The sequence below is a fragment of the Paenibacillus lignilyticus genome, from assembly GCF_017942085.1.
Taxonomy (GTDB): domain Bacteria; phylum Bacillota; class Bacilli; order Paenibacillales; family Paenibacillaceae; genus Paenibacillus_Z; species Paenibacillus_Z lignilyticus.
In genome coordinates this window covers 226,818-242,881 of the sequence record NZ_JAGKSP010000009.1, presented here as the reverse complement: position 1 = coordinate 242,881, position 16,064 = coordinate 226,818, and the positions used below count along the sequence as shown (strand labels likewise).

Annotated in this window: 19 protein-coding genes; all 19 read left to right on the top strand. The window is 47.1% G+C overall.

Going from position 1 to position 16,064, the window contains the following annotated elements; all coding sequences use genetic code 11:
* The first annotated feature begins 8 nt into the window (after positions 1-8).
* The 19 genes from fliJ to I8J30_RS21160 all read left to right on the top strand — a co-directional run bounded on the left by fliJ (position 9) and on the right by I8J30_RS21160 (position 16,040).
* Entirely contained in the window at positions 9-455 is a 447-nt protein-coding gene (gene fliJ / locus I8J30_RS21250; protein WP_210661505.1) for a flagellar export protein FliJ, read from the top strand.
* Positions 456-507: 52 nt separating this feature from the next.
* Positions 508-1,416, top strand: coding sequence for a MotE family protein (locus I8J30_RS21245; protein ID WP_210661503.1), 909 nt, complete (start codon positions 508-510; stop codon positions 1,414-1,416).
* A gap of 30 nt (positions 1,417-1,446) precedes the next feature.
* Positions 1,447-2,946, top strand: coding sequence for a flagellar hook-length control protein FliK (locus I8J30_RS21240; RefSeq protein ID WP_210661501.1), 1,500 nt, complete (start codon positions 1,447-1,449; stop codon positions 2,944-2,946).
* 57 nt (positions 2,947-3,003) lie between these two features.
* Positions 3,004-3,462, top strand: coding sequence for a flagellar hook capping FlgD N-terminal domain-containing protein (locus tag I8J30_RS21235; RefSeq protein ID WP_210661499.1), 459 nt, complete (start codon positions 3,004-3,006; stop codon positions 3,460-3,462).
* Positions 3,455-3,832 (top strand): TIGR02530 family flagellar biosynthesis protein, encoded by a 378-nt coding sequence (locus I8J30_RS21230; RefSeq protein WP_210661498.1) that lies wholly within the window; start codon positions 3,455-3,457, stop codon positions 3,830-3,832. The genes I8J30_RS21235 and I8J30_RS21230 overlap by 8 nt, the downstream gene beginning before the upstream one ends.
* Before the next feature lie 118 nt (positions 3,833-3,950).
* Positions 3,951-4,778, top strand: coding sequence for a flagellar basal body rod protein FlgG (flgG, locus tag I8J30_RS21225; protein WP_210661496.1), 828 nt, complete (start codon positions 3,951-3,953; stop codon positions 4,776-4,778).
* A gap of 56 nt (positions 4,779-4,834) precedes the next feature.
* The gene (locus I8J30_RS21220; RefSeq protein ID WP_210661494.1) at positions 4,835-5,062 is read left to right on the top strand and encodes a flagellar FlbD family protein; all 228 of its coding nucleotides are present in this window, start codon (positions 4,835-4,837) and stop codon (positions 5,060-5,062) included.
* Positions 5,059-5,541: a flagellar basal body-associated FliL family protein gene (locus I8J30_RS21215; protein WP_091218739.1), complete on the top strand. Its 483-nt coding sequence runs from the start codon at positions 5,059-5,061 to the stop codon at positions 5,539-5,541. Before I8J30_RS21220 ends, I8J30_RS21215 begins: the two co-directional genes overlap by 4 nt.
* A gap of 45 nt (positions 5,542-5,586) precedes the next feature.
* Positions 5,587-6,588, top strand: coding sequence for a flagellar motor switch protein FliM (gene fliM / locus I8J30_RS21210; RefSeq protein WP_210661492.1), 1,002 nt, complete (start codon positions 5,587-5,589; stop codon positions 6,586-6,588).
* Positions 6,578-7,822, top strand: a complete 1,245-nt coding sequence (gene fliY / locus I8J30_RS21205) for a flagellar motor switch phosphatase FliY (protein ID WP_210661490.1) — start codon at positions 6,578-6,580, stop codon at positions 7,820-7,822. Before fliM ends, fliY begins: the two co-directional genes overlap by 11 nt.
* Positions 7,823-7,842: 20 nt before the next feature.
* Positions 7,843-8,205: a response regulator gene (locus tag I8J30_RS21200; RefSeq protein ID WP_091218732.1), complete on the top strand. Its 363-nt coding sequence runs from the start codon at positions 7,843-7,845 to the stop codon at positions 8,203-8,205.
* Between the two features lie 4 nt (positions 8,206-8,209).
* Complete coding sequence (locus I8J30_RS21195) at positions 8,210-8,821, top strand: FliO/MopB family protein (protein ID WP_210661488.1); 612 nt, start codon at positions 8,210-8,212, stop codon at positions 8,819-8,821.
* The gene (gene fliP, locus I8J30_RS21190) at positions 8,818-9,573 is read left to right on the top strand and encodes a flagellar type III secretion system pore protein FliP (protein WP_091218727.1); all 756 of its coding nucleotides are present in this window, start codon (positions 8,818-8,820) and stop codon (positions 9,571-9,573) included. Before I8J30_RS21195 ends, fliP begins: the two co-directional genes overlap by 4 nt.
* 24 nt (positions 9,574-9,597) lie before the next feature.
* Positions 9,598-9,867 carry a flagellar biosynthesis protein FliQ gene (fliQ, locus tag I8J30_RS21185; RefSeq protein ID WP_091218725.1) on the top strand — a complete coding sequence of 90 codons (270 nt, stop codon included), beginning with the start codon at positions 9,598-9,600 and terminating at the stop codon, positions 9,865-9,867.
* 11 nt (positions 9,868-9,878) lie between these two features.
* Positions 9,879-10,667 (top strand): flagellar biosynthetic protein FliR, encoded by a 789-nt coding sequence (gene fliR, locus I8J30_RS21180; protein WP_210661487.1) that lies wholly within the window; start codon positions 9,879-9,881, stop codon positions 10,665-10,667.
* 17 nt (positions 10,668-10,684) lie between these two features.
* The gene (flhB, locus tag I8J30_RS21175) at positions 10,685-11,773 is read left to right on the top strand and encodes a flagellar biosynthesis protein FlhB (protein ID WP_210661485.1); all 1,089 of its coding nucleotides are present in this window, start codon (positions 10,685-10,687) and stop codon (positions 11,771-11,773) included.
* A gap of 33 nt (positions 11,774-11,806) precedes the next feature.
* Complete coding sequence (flhA, locus tag I8J30_RS21170) at positions 11,807-13,840, top strand: flagellar biosynthesis protein FlhA (RefSeq protein WP_210661483.1); 2,034 nt, start codon at positions 11,807-11,809, stop codon at positions 13,838-13,840.
* Positions 13,837-15,171, top strand: a complete 1,335-nt coding sequence (gene flhF / locus I8J30_RS21165) for a flagellar biosynthesis GTPase FlhF (protein WP_210661481.1) — start codon at positions 13,837-13,839, stop codon at positions 15,169-15,171. The genes flhA and flhF overlap by 4 nt, the downstream gene beginning before the upstream one ends.
* Entirely contained in the window at positions 15,171-16,040 is an 870-nt protein-coding gene (locus I8J30_RS21160; RefSeq protein WP_210661572.1) for a MinD/ParA family protein, read from the top strand. The genes flhF and I8J30_RS21160 overlap by 1 nt, the downstream gene beginning before the upstream one ends.
* The last annotated feature ends 24 nt before the right edge of the window (positions 16,041-16,064 follow it).

The following is a 16,064-nucleotide window of genomic DNA, read 5'->3' as shown; positions in this document are numbered from 1 at the left end:
CTAGCTAGATGGCACGATTTCGTTACGCCTATCAAAAAATCGTCGACTTAAAAACAAGTGAGAAATCGCAAGCAGAATGGCAGTTATCCGTTGTAGTCGGTGAGCTTCAGACGGAGGAGCAATCCCTCTTGAAGCTCCATCAGGACCGAGCCGAATGGAGTGACCGGCTGCAGCTTTCATCCAATCAAGCGGTGACACTTTCAGAACTAATGGTAATTCAAGAGTACATCGAATATCTGGATATTTGCATTAAACAGAAAATGATGGATATCCAAAAAGCCGAAGCTGCCGTCGAAGTGAAGCGGATTGCACTGTCTGAGCGGATGAAAGACGAGAAGGTATGGCAGAAATCGAAGGATAACGCGCGCCAGCGTTTCCAAGCCGACATGTTGCTTATCGAGCAGAATGAGCTGGATGAAATGGCATCTGTTCGATTCATGTACGCAGCACACTAACAGTTGAGATGTTTTGCGAATCGGGAGCCAATACCCGAGGGAGGGACTTATTTTGGCGGATTTGGATATGGAAAAGCAAGGCTACAGCGGGTTTGAACGATTTATGTTTTTTGTTACGCCGATCTTGTTCACACTCATCCTACTTGGCGTACTGGTCACCCTGTTTAATTTCGACTTGCGAAATAAGGCACTTGAAATCGGGAATACCGTTCCGTTCTTGAATAAAGTGCTGCCGGAGCCTGCGACGGATGAGAATGCTGCTGTTGTCGATGAAGGCAAAATCAAAGCGGAAAATACGACAGCGAAAATCAGCGAGCTGCGGGCGCAGCTGACGGTTAAAGAAACCGAGCTCAGCAAGGCCGCAGATGAGAAAACGAGATTGTCGCAGCAGCTTAAAGATCTTCAGGCTCAAGTTGAGCAGCTCAAGCAAGATGGAACGAAGAAGGCGCTTGAGGATGCAGAGTACCAAAATAAAATTAATGAGCTTGCAGCCATGTACGGCAAGATTACGCCTAGCAAAGCGGCTCCAATTCTCGAAAGCATGGAAATGGATGAAGCGGTGCTCGTGCTGGATGCGATGAAACCGGATGATCGTGTTTTGGTGCTTGAGAAGATGAATCCGAAGAAAGCTGCCGAAGCTACCGTGAAGCTGAAAGATGTGAAGACAGCTAAGGATCGTCAAATCGCCGCGCTGCAAGCCAGAATTAAGAAACAGGATTCCGCAGTTGCGCAACCAGAGATCGTACTGAGCAAAGCCCAGCTGAATACAACTTTCTCGACCATGGATCCTGCAAGTGCCGGAGAGTTGCTTCTTAAAATGGCGGATGTGAGTCCAAGTAAAGTGCTTCGTATTCTAAACGCCGTTGACGATGCATCACGCTCCAAAATTATTGCGGAAATGTCGGGATTGAACAAAGATATTACGGCGCAATTAGTTTCTAAACTCATGCTTGGCAAATAACACGGTTTGCTAAAGGAGGTGAAAAACAACATGCAATTGCCAGTATCCAATGCTTCACCTAATGCCAGTGCTCCTTCTGCGGTATCTGGTACATCGACAGTTAAAGGGACGGAAGGCAATGAGTTTAACCAGACCTTGGTTCAGACGCTTGCCGGTAATGGAGCCGGTTCGACGCCTGCACAACCTTCCAAAGAAACGGGAGTTGTTTCCCAATTACCAGTGAATACGCTAGCCTCTCTGCTCGGCGACAACGTTTCGGCTGCTGATCTGCTTGCTGCAATTGAAGAGCTTCTAAAGAAGCTTGATGCTGCTGACAGTGAAGAATTGGCTGAAACGGCAACGGAAAGCAGCTTGAGTGATGCTCTGGCTCAGCTAGACAATCTACTAAGTATGCTATCCGGCATGCCGTCTGCAGAACCGGTGCTTCCGCTTACAGGGGATCAAACAGGGGATAACAGTACACAAGGCGAAGGCGATTCAGCCGGTGGGATCAACGAATTGCTAAGTATTATGGCGGGATTGAATAATGGTCAAGCGTTAGCAGCCAATCTTCAAGGTCAGGCAGGGCAAACGACTGCTGATGCTTCTGGCACAGAGTCGGCCGGTCTGGAAGCCATCTCGGCATTGAAAGCGGGCTTGCAGGATGCATTATCCGATTTGCGGTTTCTCTTGCAAAAGCAAAAGGGAAATGCGGCCGATCGCGAGCAAAATGGTTTGGTTAGCAAGCAGCTGATTGCGCTTGAGCAAGTGATTAACGGAAAGCAATCGGAGGCGACAGTTAGCTCAGCAGCACAATCATCCAATCAGGCAAACGAGATCGATTCCATTCGGGCTTTGCAAACGGCACCGGCTACTAATAATCATCTTCAGCGTATGGCGCACCAATTGCTTCATGTAGGGCTATTCAAAGCAGCAGTCAAGCCGGAAGCAGTCGAACAAGTCGAAGTTGAACCGTTACAGTCGCTTTCTGAGCCAAGCAGTATTAATTTAGCCCTGCTAGCCGGCAATCAAGAATTGCAGCGCCAAACGATGGCAGCAGCGAAGCAGTTGGTTGATCAACCGGTTCCGATTCAACAATTTGCTTCAACGATTCAAAAAATGGTTGTGAGCCAATTTAATGTAACGGCAAGCAATGGCATGTCCAACGCGCAATTGACTTTATTCCCTGAGCATCTCGGTCAAGTTAATGTGAACATCTCGATGCATAACGGCACTCTGACTGCACAGTTCGTGACGGACACAGTACTTGCTAAAGATATGCTGGAGAATCAAATGGCACAGCTTCGTTCCGCTCTTTTATCGCAGGGGATGCAAGTAGAGAAGCTTGAGGTAACGCAAGCGCCTGTATTGCCGAACATGTTCCAAGACCGACAAGGTCACAGCGGAAGAGACCAAGGAACGTCCAAACGTCAATCCGGCGATGAGGCAGTCGGAGAAATCGATTTTGATGCCGGTCTGGAAGAAGTGACAGTGGAACAAGCGGTTGACCGTGATCTGGGCTTAGGCCGAGGTATTCATACGCGAGCATAACCCATTCAAGGTTATGAATGATAACGATGAACCTATAGATCGGAGGTGACGAGAAAAATGTCCGGTGATAATATTTCAACCCGCAACGTCTGGCCTTATTACAGTGCGAGCAATGTGCAAGCAGCAGCTGAGAAGAAAGCGGACACCTCCCTGGGCAAAGATGATTTCCTTCGGATTCTTGTAACGCAGCTGCAGAACCAAGATCCCATGCAGCCTTTGCAGGATAAGGATTTTATCGCGCAAATGGCGCAATTCTCTTCTGTTGAGCAATTGGTTAACATGTCAGATCAGTTAACGATGCTCCGTCAAAACCTGGGAATGGCATCAAGTATGATCGGTAAAGAAGTTCAGTGGTATGAATACGCCGATACCGGTGAGATGATTCCGGTAACCGGAAACGTAGATTCCATCATTATTAAAGATAAAGCGCAATATGCAAGAATCGGAGATAAAGATATTAAGCTGGATGACATCGTATCGATCGCTGATCAAGGCGGTGCAGATGCCAATGGATGATATTTTGAAGATTGGCCATTTACGGTTATCCGGTAATAGTCAGCTTCGTAAACCGAACCAGCAGGAGAGCATGGCAGCCGGTACAGCGTCATTCAAAGAAGTGCTGGATCGCAATGTGCTTAAGTTCAGCAATCACGCCGAGTTACGCATGGCGCAGCGCGGTATCACGTTCAAACCCGAAACGATTTCCAAAATCGTGAGCGCCATCGATCAGGCTGCAGCAAAAGGTGCGAAGGATTCGCTGGTCGTTTATCGGGACATCGCGATGATTGTCAATGTTCCAAGTCGTACTGTCATCACTGCATTGGACGGTAACTCTCTCCAAGGCAATGTATTTACTCAAATCGACAGTGCAGTCATTGTTTCTTAATCGGCTGGACCTTCTTATTGGAAGCCGAAGAGTCGTGGATCGACTGAAGCGACTCATACGAAAGACTTCTTCGCAAGGCAGATTAACTGTACATACACCACTAGGAGGCTGACAATTCATGTTAAGATCTATGTACTCCGGCGTTTCAGGCATGCGCGGTTTTCAAACGAAGCTTGACGTCATCGGCAACAATATCGCGAACGTAAATACGGTAGGATTTAAAGCAGGCCGCGTTATGTTCAAAGATATTCTAAGCCAAACGGTTTCCGGTGTAACGCGTCCTGAAGAAGGAACAACCGGAGGCGTCAATGCGAAGCAGGTGGGACTTGGCGTTGCCATTGCTTCGATTGACACGATCCATACACCTGGTAGTGCAATGACCACCAACGTTCCTACGGACGTTCGAATCGATGGCGATGGATTCTTCGCGGTTTCCCCATCGGCAGACGGTGCTGAAGCTCCTTATCTGACTCGTGCAGGTAACTTCACTCTCGATGCAGCAGGCCAACTCGTTAATGGCGACGGCATGTTTGTATTAGATTCTAACGGCGGACCGATCGTTCTGGATCCGGCCGAGGTTAAATCCTTCACCATTTCACAAGACGGCTCGATCATCTCAGTCGGTGCAGACGGTCAAAGCCAACCATCAGGTTTCCAGCTGGGCGTCGTGAAAGTGACGAATCCGAACGGACTTGAGAAAATCGGAGGCAACCTTTACCGAATGACGCCAAATGCGAATGTTGACGGCGAAGTGGTCATGACAACAGCAGGTGACGCTGAGGCAGGTACCGGCGCAATCATTGCCGGTCAATTGGAGATGTCGAATGTCGATTTGACATCTGAATTTACCGAAATGATCGTTGCGCAACGTGGATTCCAAGCTAACTCGCGGATTATTACAACTTCAGATGAGATTCTGCAAGAGGTTGTTAATTTGAAACACTAGGTGAATAACCGAAGGGGAGGCCAACCTGCCTCCCTGCTGGTTTAAGGAGGAAGTTCATGATCGCGGTAAAGCGTTTGAACGGAAAGACATTACATATTAACGCGCTCCTTGTCGAGCAAGTTGAAGAAACACCGGATACCTTGATTACCTTAACTACAGGAAAAAAAATATTGGTATTGAATAAGGCCGATGAAGTTATTGCCTCCATACAGTCGTATCTTCGCAGTATAGGCGTCTATGCGGCTACCATAAAGAGTGAACATTCGGAGGGACCCTCGACATGAAAAAAATGCTGCCCTGGCTGATTACCATTTTACTAGCGATCACATTAATTGCTATCGTAGCTGTTATTTTGTTCAACTCCTTAATGGGTGGGGACGATTCGAAGGACGCTGTTGGCAAAGCGGCTAATAATGCAGAAGCCGTAAAGGTGGTCAAGCTGACTGCGGATGAACGGGTGAAATTAACCAGTGAAATTACGGATATTAAAACAAACCTGGCCGACCCGGAATACATCGCGGTACTAGGGCTTGCTTTTCAATTAGATGAGAAATCGACGAAAGAAGATTTCGATAAAATTAAAGATATCCAAATCAAACCTATCATTATTCGTACATTGTCCGATATGAAGCCTGATGAAGTTAAAGGTTCTGCAGGTAAAGATGAGCTATGTGCCAAGCTGCTGAATTTAATCAATCAGGAGCTGCCGGAAGGCAAACTCATTAAGGTACAAGTAACGAACTTTATCGTGACGACGCTGTAGTCATTAGGTTGAAACATGACGCATTCCTTGAAGGGGGTGAAATAATTGGTTGATGTTCTGTCGCAGAACGAGATTGATGCGTTGCTCGCTGCTTTATCATCCGGTGAAATGGACGCAGAGGAATTAAAAAAGGAAGAAACGCAGAAGAAAATTCGTGTCTATGAATTCAAACGTGCGGTCCGTTTCTCGAAGGATCATATCCGAAGCTTAACTCGGATACACGAAAACTTCGCGCGATACTTGACCACCTATTTCTCAGCACAGCTTCGTACGTTTGTACAAATAAGTGTCGTTCAAGTAGAACAGCTGCCTTATGACGAGTTTATCCGCTCCATTCCCAAGATGACGATCCTAAATATTTTCGAGGCGGAGCCTTTAGAAGGCAGAATGGTGCTTGAGGTTCATCCGAACGTTGCTTATGCGATGCTGGATCGATTGTTAGGCGGGCAAGGATTGGCGCCTTCCAAAATCAACGCACTGACTGAAATCGAAACGAACATTATGGAACGAATCTTCAGCAGAGCATTTGAGAGCTTACAAGAGGCTTGGAAAACGATCATTGATATTTCGCCGCGGATGGAAGCATTAGAGACGAATCCGCAGTTTATGCAGATCGTGTCACCGAACGAAACCATCGCACTGATATCGCTCAGCACGAAGATTGGTGATACGACCGGGATGATTAACTTATGTATCCCGCACGTCGTTATCGAGCCAATCATGCCAAGGCTATCCGTGCACCATTGGTTTGTGTCGCAGAAGAAGACAAGGGCACCCGAGGAAGTTGAGGTCCTGAAACAGCGCGTAACGAAAGCGAAGCTGCCGATCGTCTGCGAGCTTGGCAACTCTAGTATTTCGATTCGCGAGTTTCTGGGACTTACTGTCGGCGATGTGATATCGCTCAGCAAACCGATAGATCAAGGGCTTGATATTAAAGTTGGGGATAAGCTGAAATTTATCGGCAGTCCGGGATCGGTTAAAGATCGTATGGCCGTTCAAATTGATCAAATCCTCACTGAAGGAGTGGAAGAAGAGTATGACGAGTAAAGATTACTTATCACAAGAAGAAATCGATGCCTTGCTGCGTCAGACTTCCGATGAGCCCGAGATGCCGGAGTCGTTTAACCGGGAGCAGGAACTAAATAATTACCTAAGCTCTATCGAGCAGGATGCACTTGGAGAAATCGGTAATATCACATTCGGGAGTGCAGCCACCGCTCTTTCGACGCTGCTTGGCAGAAAAGTAGATATTACAACTCCAAAAGTATCATTAATCAGACGCAGTGAGCTTGATAATGAATTTCCGAAGCCGCATGTAGCCGTATCTGTTAGCTATGTCGATGGTTTCCAAGGGATCAACTCTCTCGTTATTAAAACAAAAGATGCGCAGACCATTGCGGATTTAATGCTTGGCGGCGAAGGAAAGCTGCTTGGATCAGAGCTGAATGAGATCCACATCAGTGCTGTTCAAGAAGCGATGAATCAGATGATGGGCTCATCAGCTACATCCATGTCTACTATCTTCAACCGTTTTGTTAACATCTCGCCGCCAGGTATTGATATTTTGGATATTCACAGTGGTTCAGGCGTGGAGAAGCTTCCGCCGGACGATCTCTTCATTAAAGTGTCGTTCCGCTTGGCGATCGGCGACTTGATTGATTCTACCATTATGCAGCTGCTGCCGATTTCGTTTGCGAAAGAGATGGTAGATACGCTGATGGGCGGAACTTCATCTGAACCGACACCTGCACCAGCTCCGGCTCCGGCGCCAGTATATGCGCCTGTAGCAGCTGCACCTGCGCCTGCGCCGGCACCTGTACATACACCGCCTCCGGCCTATATACCGGAAGCGCCTGCAGCTCATATGCCGCCTCCGGCCGCTTACATGCAGCCGCCGATGCCGCAGTATGCAGCAGCTCCGGTGGGGCCTCAAACTTATGGTGCCGCACCGAACCGCAACGTGAACGTTCAGCCGGTACAATTTGCTAATTTCCAAGGCGCTCCGTACGTGCAAGCAGATGATTCGAATTTAAATTTATTACTCGACATACCGCTAAAGGTCACAGTAGAATTAGGGAGAACTCAGAAGCAAATCAAGGATATTCTTGAATTGTCGCAGGGATCAATCATTGAGCTGGACAAGCTGGCAGGGGAACCGGTTGATATTTTGGTCAATAACAAATTGATCGCCAAAGGCGAGGTCGTTGTTATCGATGAGAACTTCGGTGTTCGTGTCACAGATATCGTAAGCCAATGGGACCGTATCCAAAAATTACAATAACACCTTAGGGGGAAGAAACGATGGCAAATCGCATTTTAATCGTAGACGACGCAGCATTTATGAGAATGATGATCCGCGACATACTTACAAAGAACGGATACGAAGTAGTAGGGGAAGCGCAAGATGGCGCGCAAGCAATTGAGAAATACAAAGAATTGAAACCGGATCTAATCACCATGGATATTACAATGCCTGAGATGGACGGTATCGTTGCACTGAAAGAAATCAAGAAGCTGGATGGCAACGCAAAAGTAATTATGTGTTCCGCTATGGGACAACAAGCAATGGTTATCGATGCCATTCAAGCCGGCGCAAAAGACTTTATCGTAAAACCTTTCCAGGCTGACCGCGTAATTGAAGCGATCAAGAAAACGCTAGGTTAATAGAATGAGGTTTTTAAAAGGTGTTCGACTTGCTGCTATGGCTGTCTCCGGCTGGCTTTTGACAGCAAGTCTTGCGTCAGCTGAGATAAGCGGTGATGAGGATAAACCGGTAATCGGAACGAGTATCGGGTACTACATCTGGGTCATCATTGCGCTCATGCTGGTCGTCGGATTAATCATTCTCGTTATGAAATGGCTTTCCAGCCGCAATCGCGGATGGGGGACCAATCGGGCGCTTCGATCGCTTGGAGGCATACCGCTTGGTCAGAATAAATCGCTGCAAGTGGTGGAGCTCTCCGGCAGAGTTTACGTTGTAGGCGTTGGCGAAGATATCACCCTTCTCGATAAAATCGATGATCCCGAAACCGCAGCGGCTATATTGGAAGCGATTGAACAGCAGAACGGCCGTACTTGGAACACACCGAATTTGATGGATTTCATCGGTCGATTCCGTAAAACCAACAAGGCGGACGAGCCTACGAGCGAACCTTGGCAAGCTGCGACTTCTTTCAAGGAGCTGCTCAATAACGGGATGATGCGCCAGTCGGATCAGAAGCAGAAGGTAGAAGAGCTGCTAAAAGAGCGAAATCAAAATGATCGGTTGTTGGACGAATGAACAAAAAACTATTACTGGCGGTTACTGCTATACAACTGTTCACCTTGTTGTTTCACGCGCATGCCTTCGCAGAGCCGCTGCCCAATGTCAGCGTAAGTATCGGAGACAGCGGCAGTGAAACACCTGGAACGAGCGCGCTTTCCCTGTTACTGATGATAACCGTTTTAAGTGTAGCTCCGGCCATTCTCGTATTAATGACCAGTTTCACTAGAATCGTAATCGTACTGGGATTCGTCCGAACCTCACTCGGAACGCAGCAAATGCCTCCGAATCAAGTATTGATTGGACTTGCAATGTTTCTCACTTTCTTCATCATGGCGCCAACTTTAAGTTCAGTGAATCAAGTGGCTCTTCAGCCTTATCTCAAAGGCGAATTGACACAAACCGAAGCGCTTAACAAAGCCGCTGTACCGATGAAGCGCTTCATGATGAAGCAAACGAGAGATAAGGATTTGCTTTTATTTTTGAAATATACGAAGACAGAGAAGCCGAAGTCCGTTGAGGATGTTCCGATTACGATTATGGTTCCGGCTTACGCACTAAGCGAGCTTCGCACTTCTTTTCAGATGGGATTCATGATATTCATTCCGTTTCTAATCATAGACATGGTGGTCGCCAGTACGCTCATGGCGATGGGGATGATGATGCTTCCGCCGGTTATGATCTCGCTGCCTTTTAAAATTTTACTGTTCGTTCTGGTAGATGGCTGGTATCTGATCGTCAAGTCGTTGCTGTTAAGCTTTAATCCGTAGGTTCTGTCAGGAAGGAGTCCATGCATGAGTACTGACTTCATCATCGCCTTAGCTGGACAGGCTGTGTATACGGTACTGAAAGCCAGTGCGCCAATGCTCTTAATCGGACTTGTAGTAGGACTGATCGTTAGTATTTTCCAAGCTACTACGCAGATTCAGGAGCAGACGCTGGCATTCGTTCCTAAGGTGGCGGCGGTGCTGCTTTCCATCTTGTTATTCGGGCCGTGGATATTGAATACGTTGGTCGATTTCACTTACAACCTGCTGAATAACTTGTATAAATACATCGGATAGGCTGTGGATCGATGGAGTTGTTTCTTCAAGGATTCCCTATTTTTTTGCTTATTTTTTGTCGAATTACAGCGTTTTTCGTCGTGGCGCCGATCTTTTCGACTCGAAATGTGCCGAATACGTTTAAATTGGGATTCTCTTTTTTTATCTCGTTGCTCGTTTTTTTAACTTATGGCCTCAAACAAACGATCGTCCCCGATGCTGATTATGTACTAGCGATTATTCGAGAGATTTTGGCTGGCGCCTTGCTCGGATTTGCAGCTTATCTGTTTTTTACCATTGTAAATACGGCAGGCAGCTTGATTGATATGCAAATGGGCTTTGGTATGGCTAACATTATTGACCCCATGACAGGTGTTTCCGCACCGCTTATGGGTAACTTCAAAGGGATGATCGCAACCCTCGTTTTCTTATCGATAAATGGACATCATTACTTGCTTTCCGCTTTACTACAAAGTTATGAATGGATTCCATTAACAAATACGCTGTTTGCTCACGTTAGTAGCGGGAGCGTAACCAGTTACTTGACAGGCATGTTTGGGCAGACGTTTCTGCTTGCCGTTCAGATGTCAGCACCCCTGGTTGTTGCGATGTTCTTGACGGACGTTGGGCTTGGTTTTCTTGCGCGAACAGCGCCTCAGTACAATGTGTTTGTAATCGGGATCCCGATTAAAATTTTAGTCGGCTTTCTCATGTTGGCCGTAATGATGCCAGGTCTCGTCATCCTGTATGAGCACTTGTTTGAACAGATGTTCACTGCCATGCGGAAGCTATTCGACATTTTACAAGGTCCTGCAGCTTAGGTAGGAGGGCAGTAATTATGGTTAAGTATCGTTGGACGCTCGACTTACAAATGTTCAATGGTGAAAAAACAGAGCGTGCAACACCGAAAAAAAGGCAAGATGCCCGTAAGAAAGGCCAAACGGCCAAAAGCCAGGAGATTCCGGCCGCACTTATTCTATTCTTTATCTTTCTGAGTTTTATCATGATGGGCGATTACTACAAGGTTCGACTGATGCGCATATTTGGACTGATATTAGAGCAGAAGCTATTGATGCAAGTGACGACGGAAAACATCGTAACCTTGTTTTCTGATCTCATGATGCAGTGCTTGATGTTATTGGCGCCTATATTTGCAATCACCGTACTCATTGCGATTTTGGGCAATTACGCACAGATCGGAATTATGTTCACCGGTGAGCCGCTCATGATGAAATTCAGTAAAATCAGCCCCTTAAAAGGGGTTAAACAAATTTTCTCCATGCATTCCGTAGTCGAGTTTGTGAAAAATATTTTGAAGCTGCTTCTCATTGGATTCATGGTTTATTGGATTCTATGGGGTGAGCTGGATGTCATTATGCAGCTTGCAACCGTTTCAATTAGCGAAACATTTAGTTTCATTGCGAGAACCACGATTAAGCTCGGCTTATATATTGGTGCAATTCTTGCTGTATTGGCACTATTCGATTACATGTACAAGCGATATGAACACGAGAAGAGCTTGAAAATGTCGAAGCAGGACATCAAGGACGAATATAAGAAATCCGAAGGTGATCCGCTCATTAAAGGCAAAATTCGAGAACGGCAGCGCCGGATGGCTCTGCAGCGAATGATGCAGGATGTACCTAAGGCTGACGTCGTCATCACAAACCCAACCCACTTCGCGATCGCCATTCAATATGAAGGCTCGAAGATGGATGCCCCTAAAGTAATCGCAAAGGGGATGGATTTTGTGGCCCTTCGCATTAAAGAAGTGGCAAAGGAACACGGCGTAATCATGATGGAAAACAGGCCGCTTGCCAGAGCGTTATACGATCGAACGGAAATCGGCGATTCGGTTCCCGTTGACCTATTCCAGGCTGTGGCGGAAGTACTGGCATATGTATATAAGCTCAAAAAGAAAGTGTAATCATCTACATTTAACTATGGAGGAGGGAACGTCATGAAGGCTAGAGACCTGACCATACTAATCGGGATCATCGGCATCGTTCTTATGATGGTCATTCCGATTCCACCGGCTTTGCTTGACGTGCTCCTAATAGTCAACATTTCAGTTGCGCTTATGATTTTGCTAATCGCAATGAATACGCAGGATGCTTTGGAATTTTCCATATTTCCGGCATTGCTGCTCATTACAACCTTGTTTCGTTTAGCACTAAACGTTTCAACAACGCGAAACATTCTTCAGCATGCCCATGCCGGTAAGGTAGTTGCGACTTTCGGCAACTGGGTGGCCGGCGGTCAAATTGCAATTGGTTTCGTTGTGTTCTTAATTCTAGTTGTTGTTCAGTTCCTAGTTATTACTAAAGGCTCGGAACGCGTCGCAGAGGTTGCCGCAAGGTTTACCTTGGATGCCATGCCAGGTAAACAGATGAGCATCGACGCCGACTTGAATGCCGGCCTTATTAACGAAGTCCAAGCAAGAGAGCGCCGTCAGAAAATCGAACGCGAAGCTGATTTCTACGGATCGATGGATGGTGCGAGCAAATTTGTTAAAGGGGATGCCATTGCATCCATCATCATACTAATTATTAACCTACTTGGCGGATTTGTAATCGGGATGTCGATTCATGGCATGAGTTTTTCTGATTCTTTACATACGTTCTCCGTTCTAACGATTGGTGACGGACTGGTCAGTCAAATTCCTGCCCTATTGATTTCGACGGCAACAGGCTTAATCGTGACCCGCGCTGCATCTGACGGTAACTTGGCTCATGATGTGACTTCACAGCTGTTTCGTTATCCGAAACTGCTCTACATCGTAGCAGGGACAATCACCCTGCTCGGAGTTGGAACGCCTATCGGGCCGATAGCCACATTACCTTTTGCAGCCATTATTTCGTATGGTGCCTATCGGATGCAAAAATCGCTCACGAAGGAACAGGAGGCACAAGAGCTTCTTGTGGAAGAACAGGAAATTGAAGAGGTTCGGAGCCCTGAAAGTGTTATCAGCTTGCTGCAAGTGGATCCGATTGAATTTGAATTTGGGTATGGCTTGATCCCACTTGCCGATACGCAGCAGGGAGGCGATTTGCTGGATCGGATTATTATGATTCGTCGGCAATGTGCGCTTGAACTTGGACTTGTCGTTCCGGTCATCCGAATTCGAGACAATATTCAGCTTAAACCGAATGAATACATAATTAAGATTAAAGGGAATACGGTAGCTCGCGGAGAGCTGCTGCTCAATCACTATCTTGCAATGAGTCCCGGCTATGATGATGAATCGGTTATCGGTATCGAGACCGTGGAGCCGGCATTCGGTTTACCGGCTATCTGGATTGATGAGGCAACCAAAGAGAGAGCTGAATTGACGGGCTATACCGTCGTGGATCCTCCGTCCGTTGTAGCCACTCATTTGACAGAACTAATTAAACGTCATGCGCATGAGCTGATCGGCCGCCAAGAAACGAAAGCACTTGTGGACAATGTCAAAGATTCCTACCCTGCGTTGGTGGACGAACTCATTCCGTCTATACTCAACGTCGGAGAAATCCAGAAGGTTCTGTCCAAGCTGCTGCGCGAGAAAGTATCCATACGCGATATGGTGACGATCTTCGAAGCGCTTGCGGATCATGGAACCTATACGAAGGATACGGATATTTTGACCGAGTATGTTCGTCAGGCCTTATCGCGACAAATTACACAGCAGTTCTCCCATAATGGGGACACGCTTCGCGTAATAACCGTAGGGCCGACTCTGGAGAAGAAGATAGCAGAATCGGTTCAAAGCTCGGATCAAGGAAGTTATTTGGCTCTTGACCCCGTTTCAACTCAAACCATATACCAGAAGTTGAATGAGCAGGTAAATAAACAGATTCAATCCGGCAATCAGCCGATCGTGCTCGCATCGCCTACCATTCGCATGTATTTAAGACAAATCGTGGAACGCACGATGCAGGATGTTCCTGTTCTTTCTTATAGCGAGCTCGAGCCGAGTATTGAAGTACAAAGCATTGGAGTGGTGAATCTATGAAGGTAAAGCGTTATGTGGTCAATGCATTACCCGAAGCGCTGCCGATGATTCGCAATGAGCTTGGTGTAGACGCCATTATTTTAAATACGAAAGAGATTCGCGTTGGCGGGTTTCTTGGCATGTTCGGCAAGAAGAAAACCGAGGTCATTGCAGCCATAGAGGCGGGAAGCAAATCAGCGCCTACACCTAAGTCGCCTCCTCGTCCTCAACCGGCTAAACAGCCAGCGGTGTCTCCGTCCATGATGGCTTCGATTGCTTCTATGGCGTCAACGGCAGTTGCAGAACAACAAGTCACGAAAGAAAAACCAACCAGACAGGATGCAGCCGTTCATTTAGTTCCTGAGGTGCCTGAGGCAGCTCGCGTTTCTCCGGCTGCTACTTATGAAGCCAGAATGGCTGTACAACAGCAGCAATCCGGCGAAGAGAATCGAAAGCCTCGATTGACGGAAGAGGAATTGATTGCGGAAATCCGTGATATGAAGCAGTGGATTGTCAGAATGTCGAAGCAGCAGAAGCTGGAAACAAGGCCTGAGGCATTGCAAGTTTTACAGGAACGGCTGCTGGAACAAGAAGTCAGCCAGAAGTTGATCGACAAATTAATAGATGAAATCGAAGAGAAGCTAGAAGTTGCCGATCTATCGACGCAACCCACTGCAGTTGATCGATTGACTGTATGGCGAATCGCCGAACAGCTTCTGCTGGAATGGCTTAAGGACTTTGAAGCCAGCGTCATTGGAAGGGATACACAGGTTATCCATTTCGTAGGGCCAACGGGAGTAGGGAAGACGACTTCTATTGCTAAACTGGCCGCAGAGCAAACGTTGAAGTCTGGTCGTAAGGTTGGTTTCATCACCTCGGACACCTATCGGATCGCCGCTGTCGATCAACTGAGAACGTACGCTACGATACTGAATGTTCCTCTTGAGGTTGTATTCTCGCCATCGGAGGTTGCCAGAGCTTTCAAGCAGCTGGAAGATCGCGAGCTCATATTCATGGATACGGCAGGTCGGAACTTTCGCAACGAGCTTTATGTATCTGAAGTGAACAGCTTGCTCCAATCCGACAGACGATCTGAAACGTTCCTAGTGCTCAGTCTAACGAGCAAGTTTGCCGATATGTCGAGCGTGGCTGAGAATTTTGCGAAATACGGTATTGATCGCGTGCTCTATACCAAACAGGATGAGACGAACGCATGCGGCGCCATTCTCAATTTGGCCATGGAACAAGGTCTTCGTCCTACTTACATAGCTTACGGGCAAACGGTTCCTGATGATATTACGACTTTCAAGGTATCGACTTACGTTTCGCAATTGTTGGGGGAGTCCCAATGATGACTGACCAAGCGGAAGCACTGCGAAATTTAGTGCGCAACCAAGAACTGAAGAATGAAGGACGAACGACAAAGGTGATTACGGTGACAAGCGGCAAAGGCGGCGTTGGCAAATCCAACTTTAGTCTGAATTTCTCGCTTGCATTGCAGCGGATCGGGCAGAAGGTTCTGATCTTCGATGCCGATATCGGAATGGCGAATATCGATGTGTTAATGGGCGTTTCGTCCCCTTATAACCTCTATCATCTCTTGAAACAAGAGAAAACGATTTGGGAGATTATCCAAGAAGGCCCGCAAGGCGTACATTTTATTGCGGGCGGATCAGGCTTTAAAGATCTCCTTGATTTATCGGCGGAGCAGCTCAATTATTTCGCTGAACAAATTAGCAGGCTTCATGGTCAATACGATTTTATATTGTTTGATACCGGGGCGGGACTTTCGAAGGAAACGGTCAAATTCATAACCGCTGCCCAGGAAACCATCGTCGTCACGACACCTGAACCGACCTCGATTACGGATGCGTACGCACTCATTAAGATGGTCACGGCAATGGAGCATGACGTTAAATTTAAACTGATTGTGAATCGCGCAATCGATACCAAGGAAGGCAACGCGACCGCAGACAAAATCGGTCTTGTGGCACAGCGTTTTCTAAATATTGAACTGCCGGTGCTGGGCATTTTACCGGATGATCCGAATGTAACAAAGGCTGTGAAGAAACAAGTTCCTTTTGCAATTGCCTATCCGGGTTCTGATGCGTCGAAGTCGATCTTGGAAATTGCGAAACGATTCGTTGACGTTCCTCAACCTCCTGCCGCCGCGATTAGCGGTGTCAAAGGATTTCTACATAAGATGTTCAGACTTTCATAATAATCCTTGGAATCGAGGAGGCAC

Excerpts from the sequence above, each read along its gene's own strand:
- fliJ (WP_210661505.1), top strand. The coding sequence starts at position 9 with ATGGCACGATTTCGTTACGCCTATCAAAAAATCGTCGACTTAAAAACA.
- I8J30_RS21240 (WP_210661501.1), top strand. The coding sequence starts at position 1,447 with ATGCAATTGCCAGTATCCAATGCTTCACCTAATGCCAGTGCTCCTTCT.
- I8J30_RS21235 (WP_210661499.1), top strand. The coding sequence starts at position 3,004 with ATGTCCGGTGATAATATTTCAACCCGCAACGTCTGGCCTTATTACAGT.
- I8J30_RS21230 (WP_210661498.1), top strand. The coding sequence starts at position 3,455 with ATGGATGATATTTTGAAGATTGGCCATTTACGGTTATCCGGTAATAGT.
- flgG (WP_210661496.1), top strand. The coding sequence starts at position 3,951 with ATGTTAAGATCTATGTACTCCGGCGTTTCAGGCATGCGCGGTTTTCAA.
- I8J30_RS21220 (WP_210661494.1), top strand. The coding sequence starts at position 4,835 with ATGATCGCGGTAAAGCGTTTGAACGGAAAGACATTACATATTAACGCG.
- I8J30_RS21215 (WP_091218739.1), top strand. The coding sequence starts at position 5,059 with ATGAAAAAAATGCTGCCCTGGCTGATTACCATTTTACTAGCGATCACA.
- fliY (WP_210661490.1), top strand. The coding sequence starts at position 6,578 with ATGACGAGTAAAGATTACTTATCACAAGAAGAAATCGATGCCTTGCTG.
- I8J30_RS21200 (WP_091218732.1), top strand. The coding sequence starts at position 7,843 with ATGGCAAATCGCATTTTAATCGTAGACGACGCAGCATTTATGAGAATG.
- I8J30_RS21195 (WP_210661488.1), top strand. The coding sequence starts at position 8,210 with ATGAGGTTTTTAAAAGGTGTTCGACTTGCTGCTATGGCTGTCTCCGGC.
- fliP (WP_091218727.1), top strand. The coding sequence starts at position 8,818 with ATGAACAAAAAACTATTACTGGCGGTTACTGCTATACAACTGTTCACC.
- fliQ (WP_091218725.1), top strand. The coding sequence starts at position 9,598 with ATGAGTACTGACTTCATCATCGCCTTAGCTGGACAGGCTGTGTATACG.
- fliR (WP_210661487.1), top strand. The coding sequence starts at position 9,879 with ATGGAGTTGTTTCTTCAAGGATTCCCTATTTTTTTGCTTATTTTTTGT.
- flhB (WP_210661485.1), top strand. The coding sequence starts at position 10,685 with ATGGTTAAGTATCGTTGGACGCTCGACTTACAAATGTTCAATGGTGAA.
- flhA (WP_210661483.1), top strand. The coding sequence starts at position 11,807 with ATGAAGGCTAGAGACCTGACCATACTAATCGGGATCATCGGCATCGTT.
- flhF (WP_210661481.1), top strand. The coding sequence starts at position 13,837 with ATGAAGGTAAAGCGTTATGTGGTCAATGCATTACCCGAAGCGCTGCCG.
- I8J30_RS21160 (WP_210661572.1), top strand. The coding sequence starts at position 15,171 with ATGACTGACCAAGCGGAAGCACTGCGAAATTTAGTGCGCAACCAAGAA.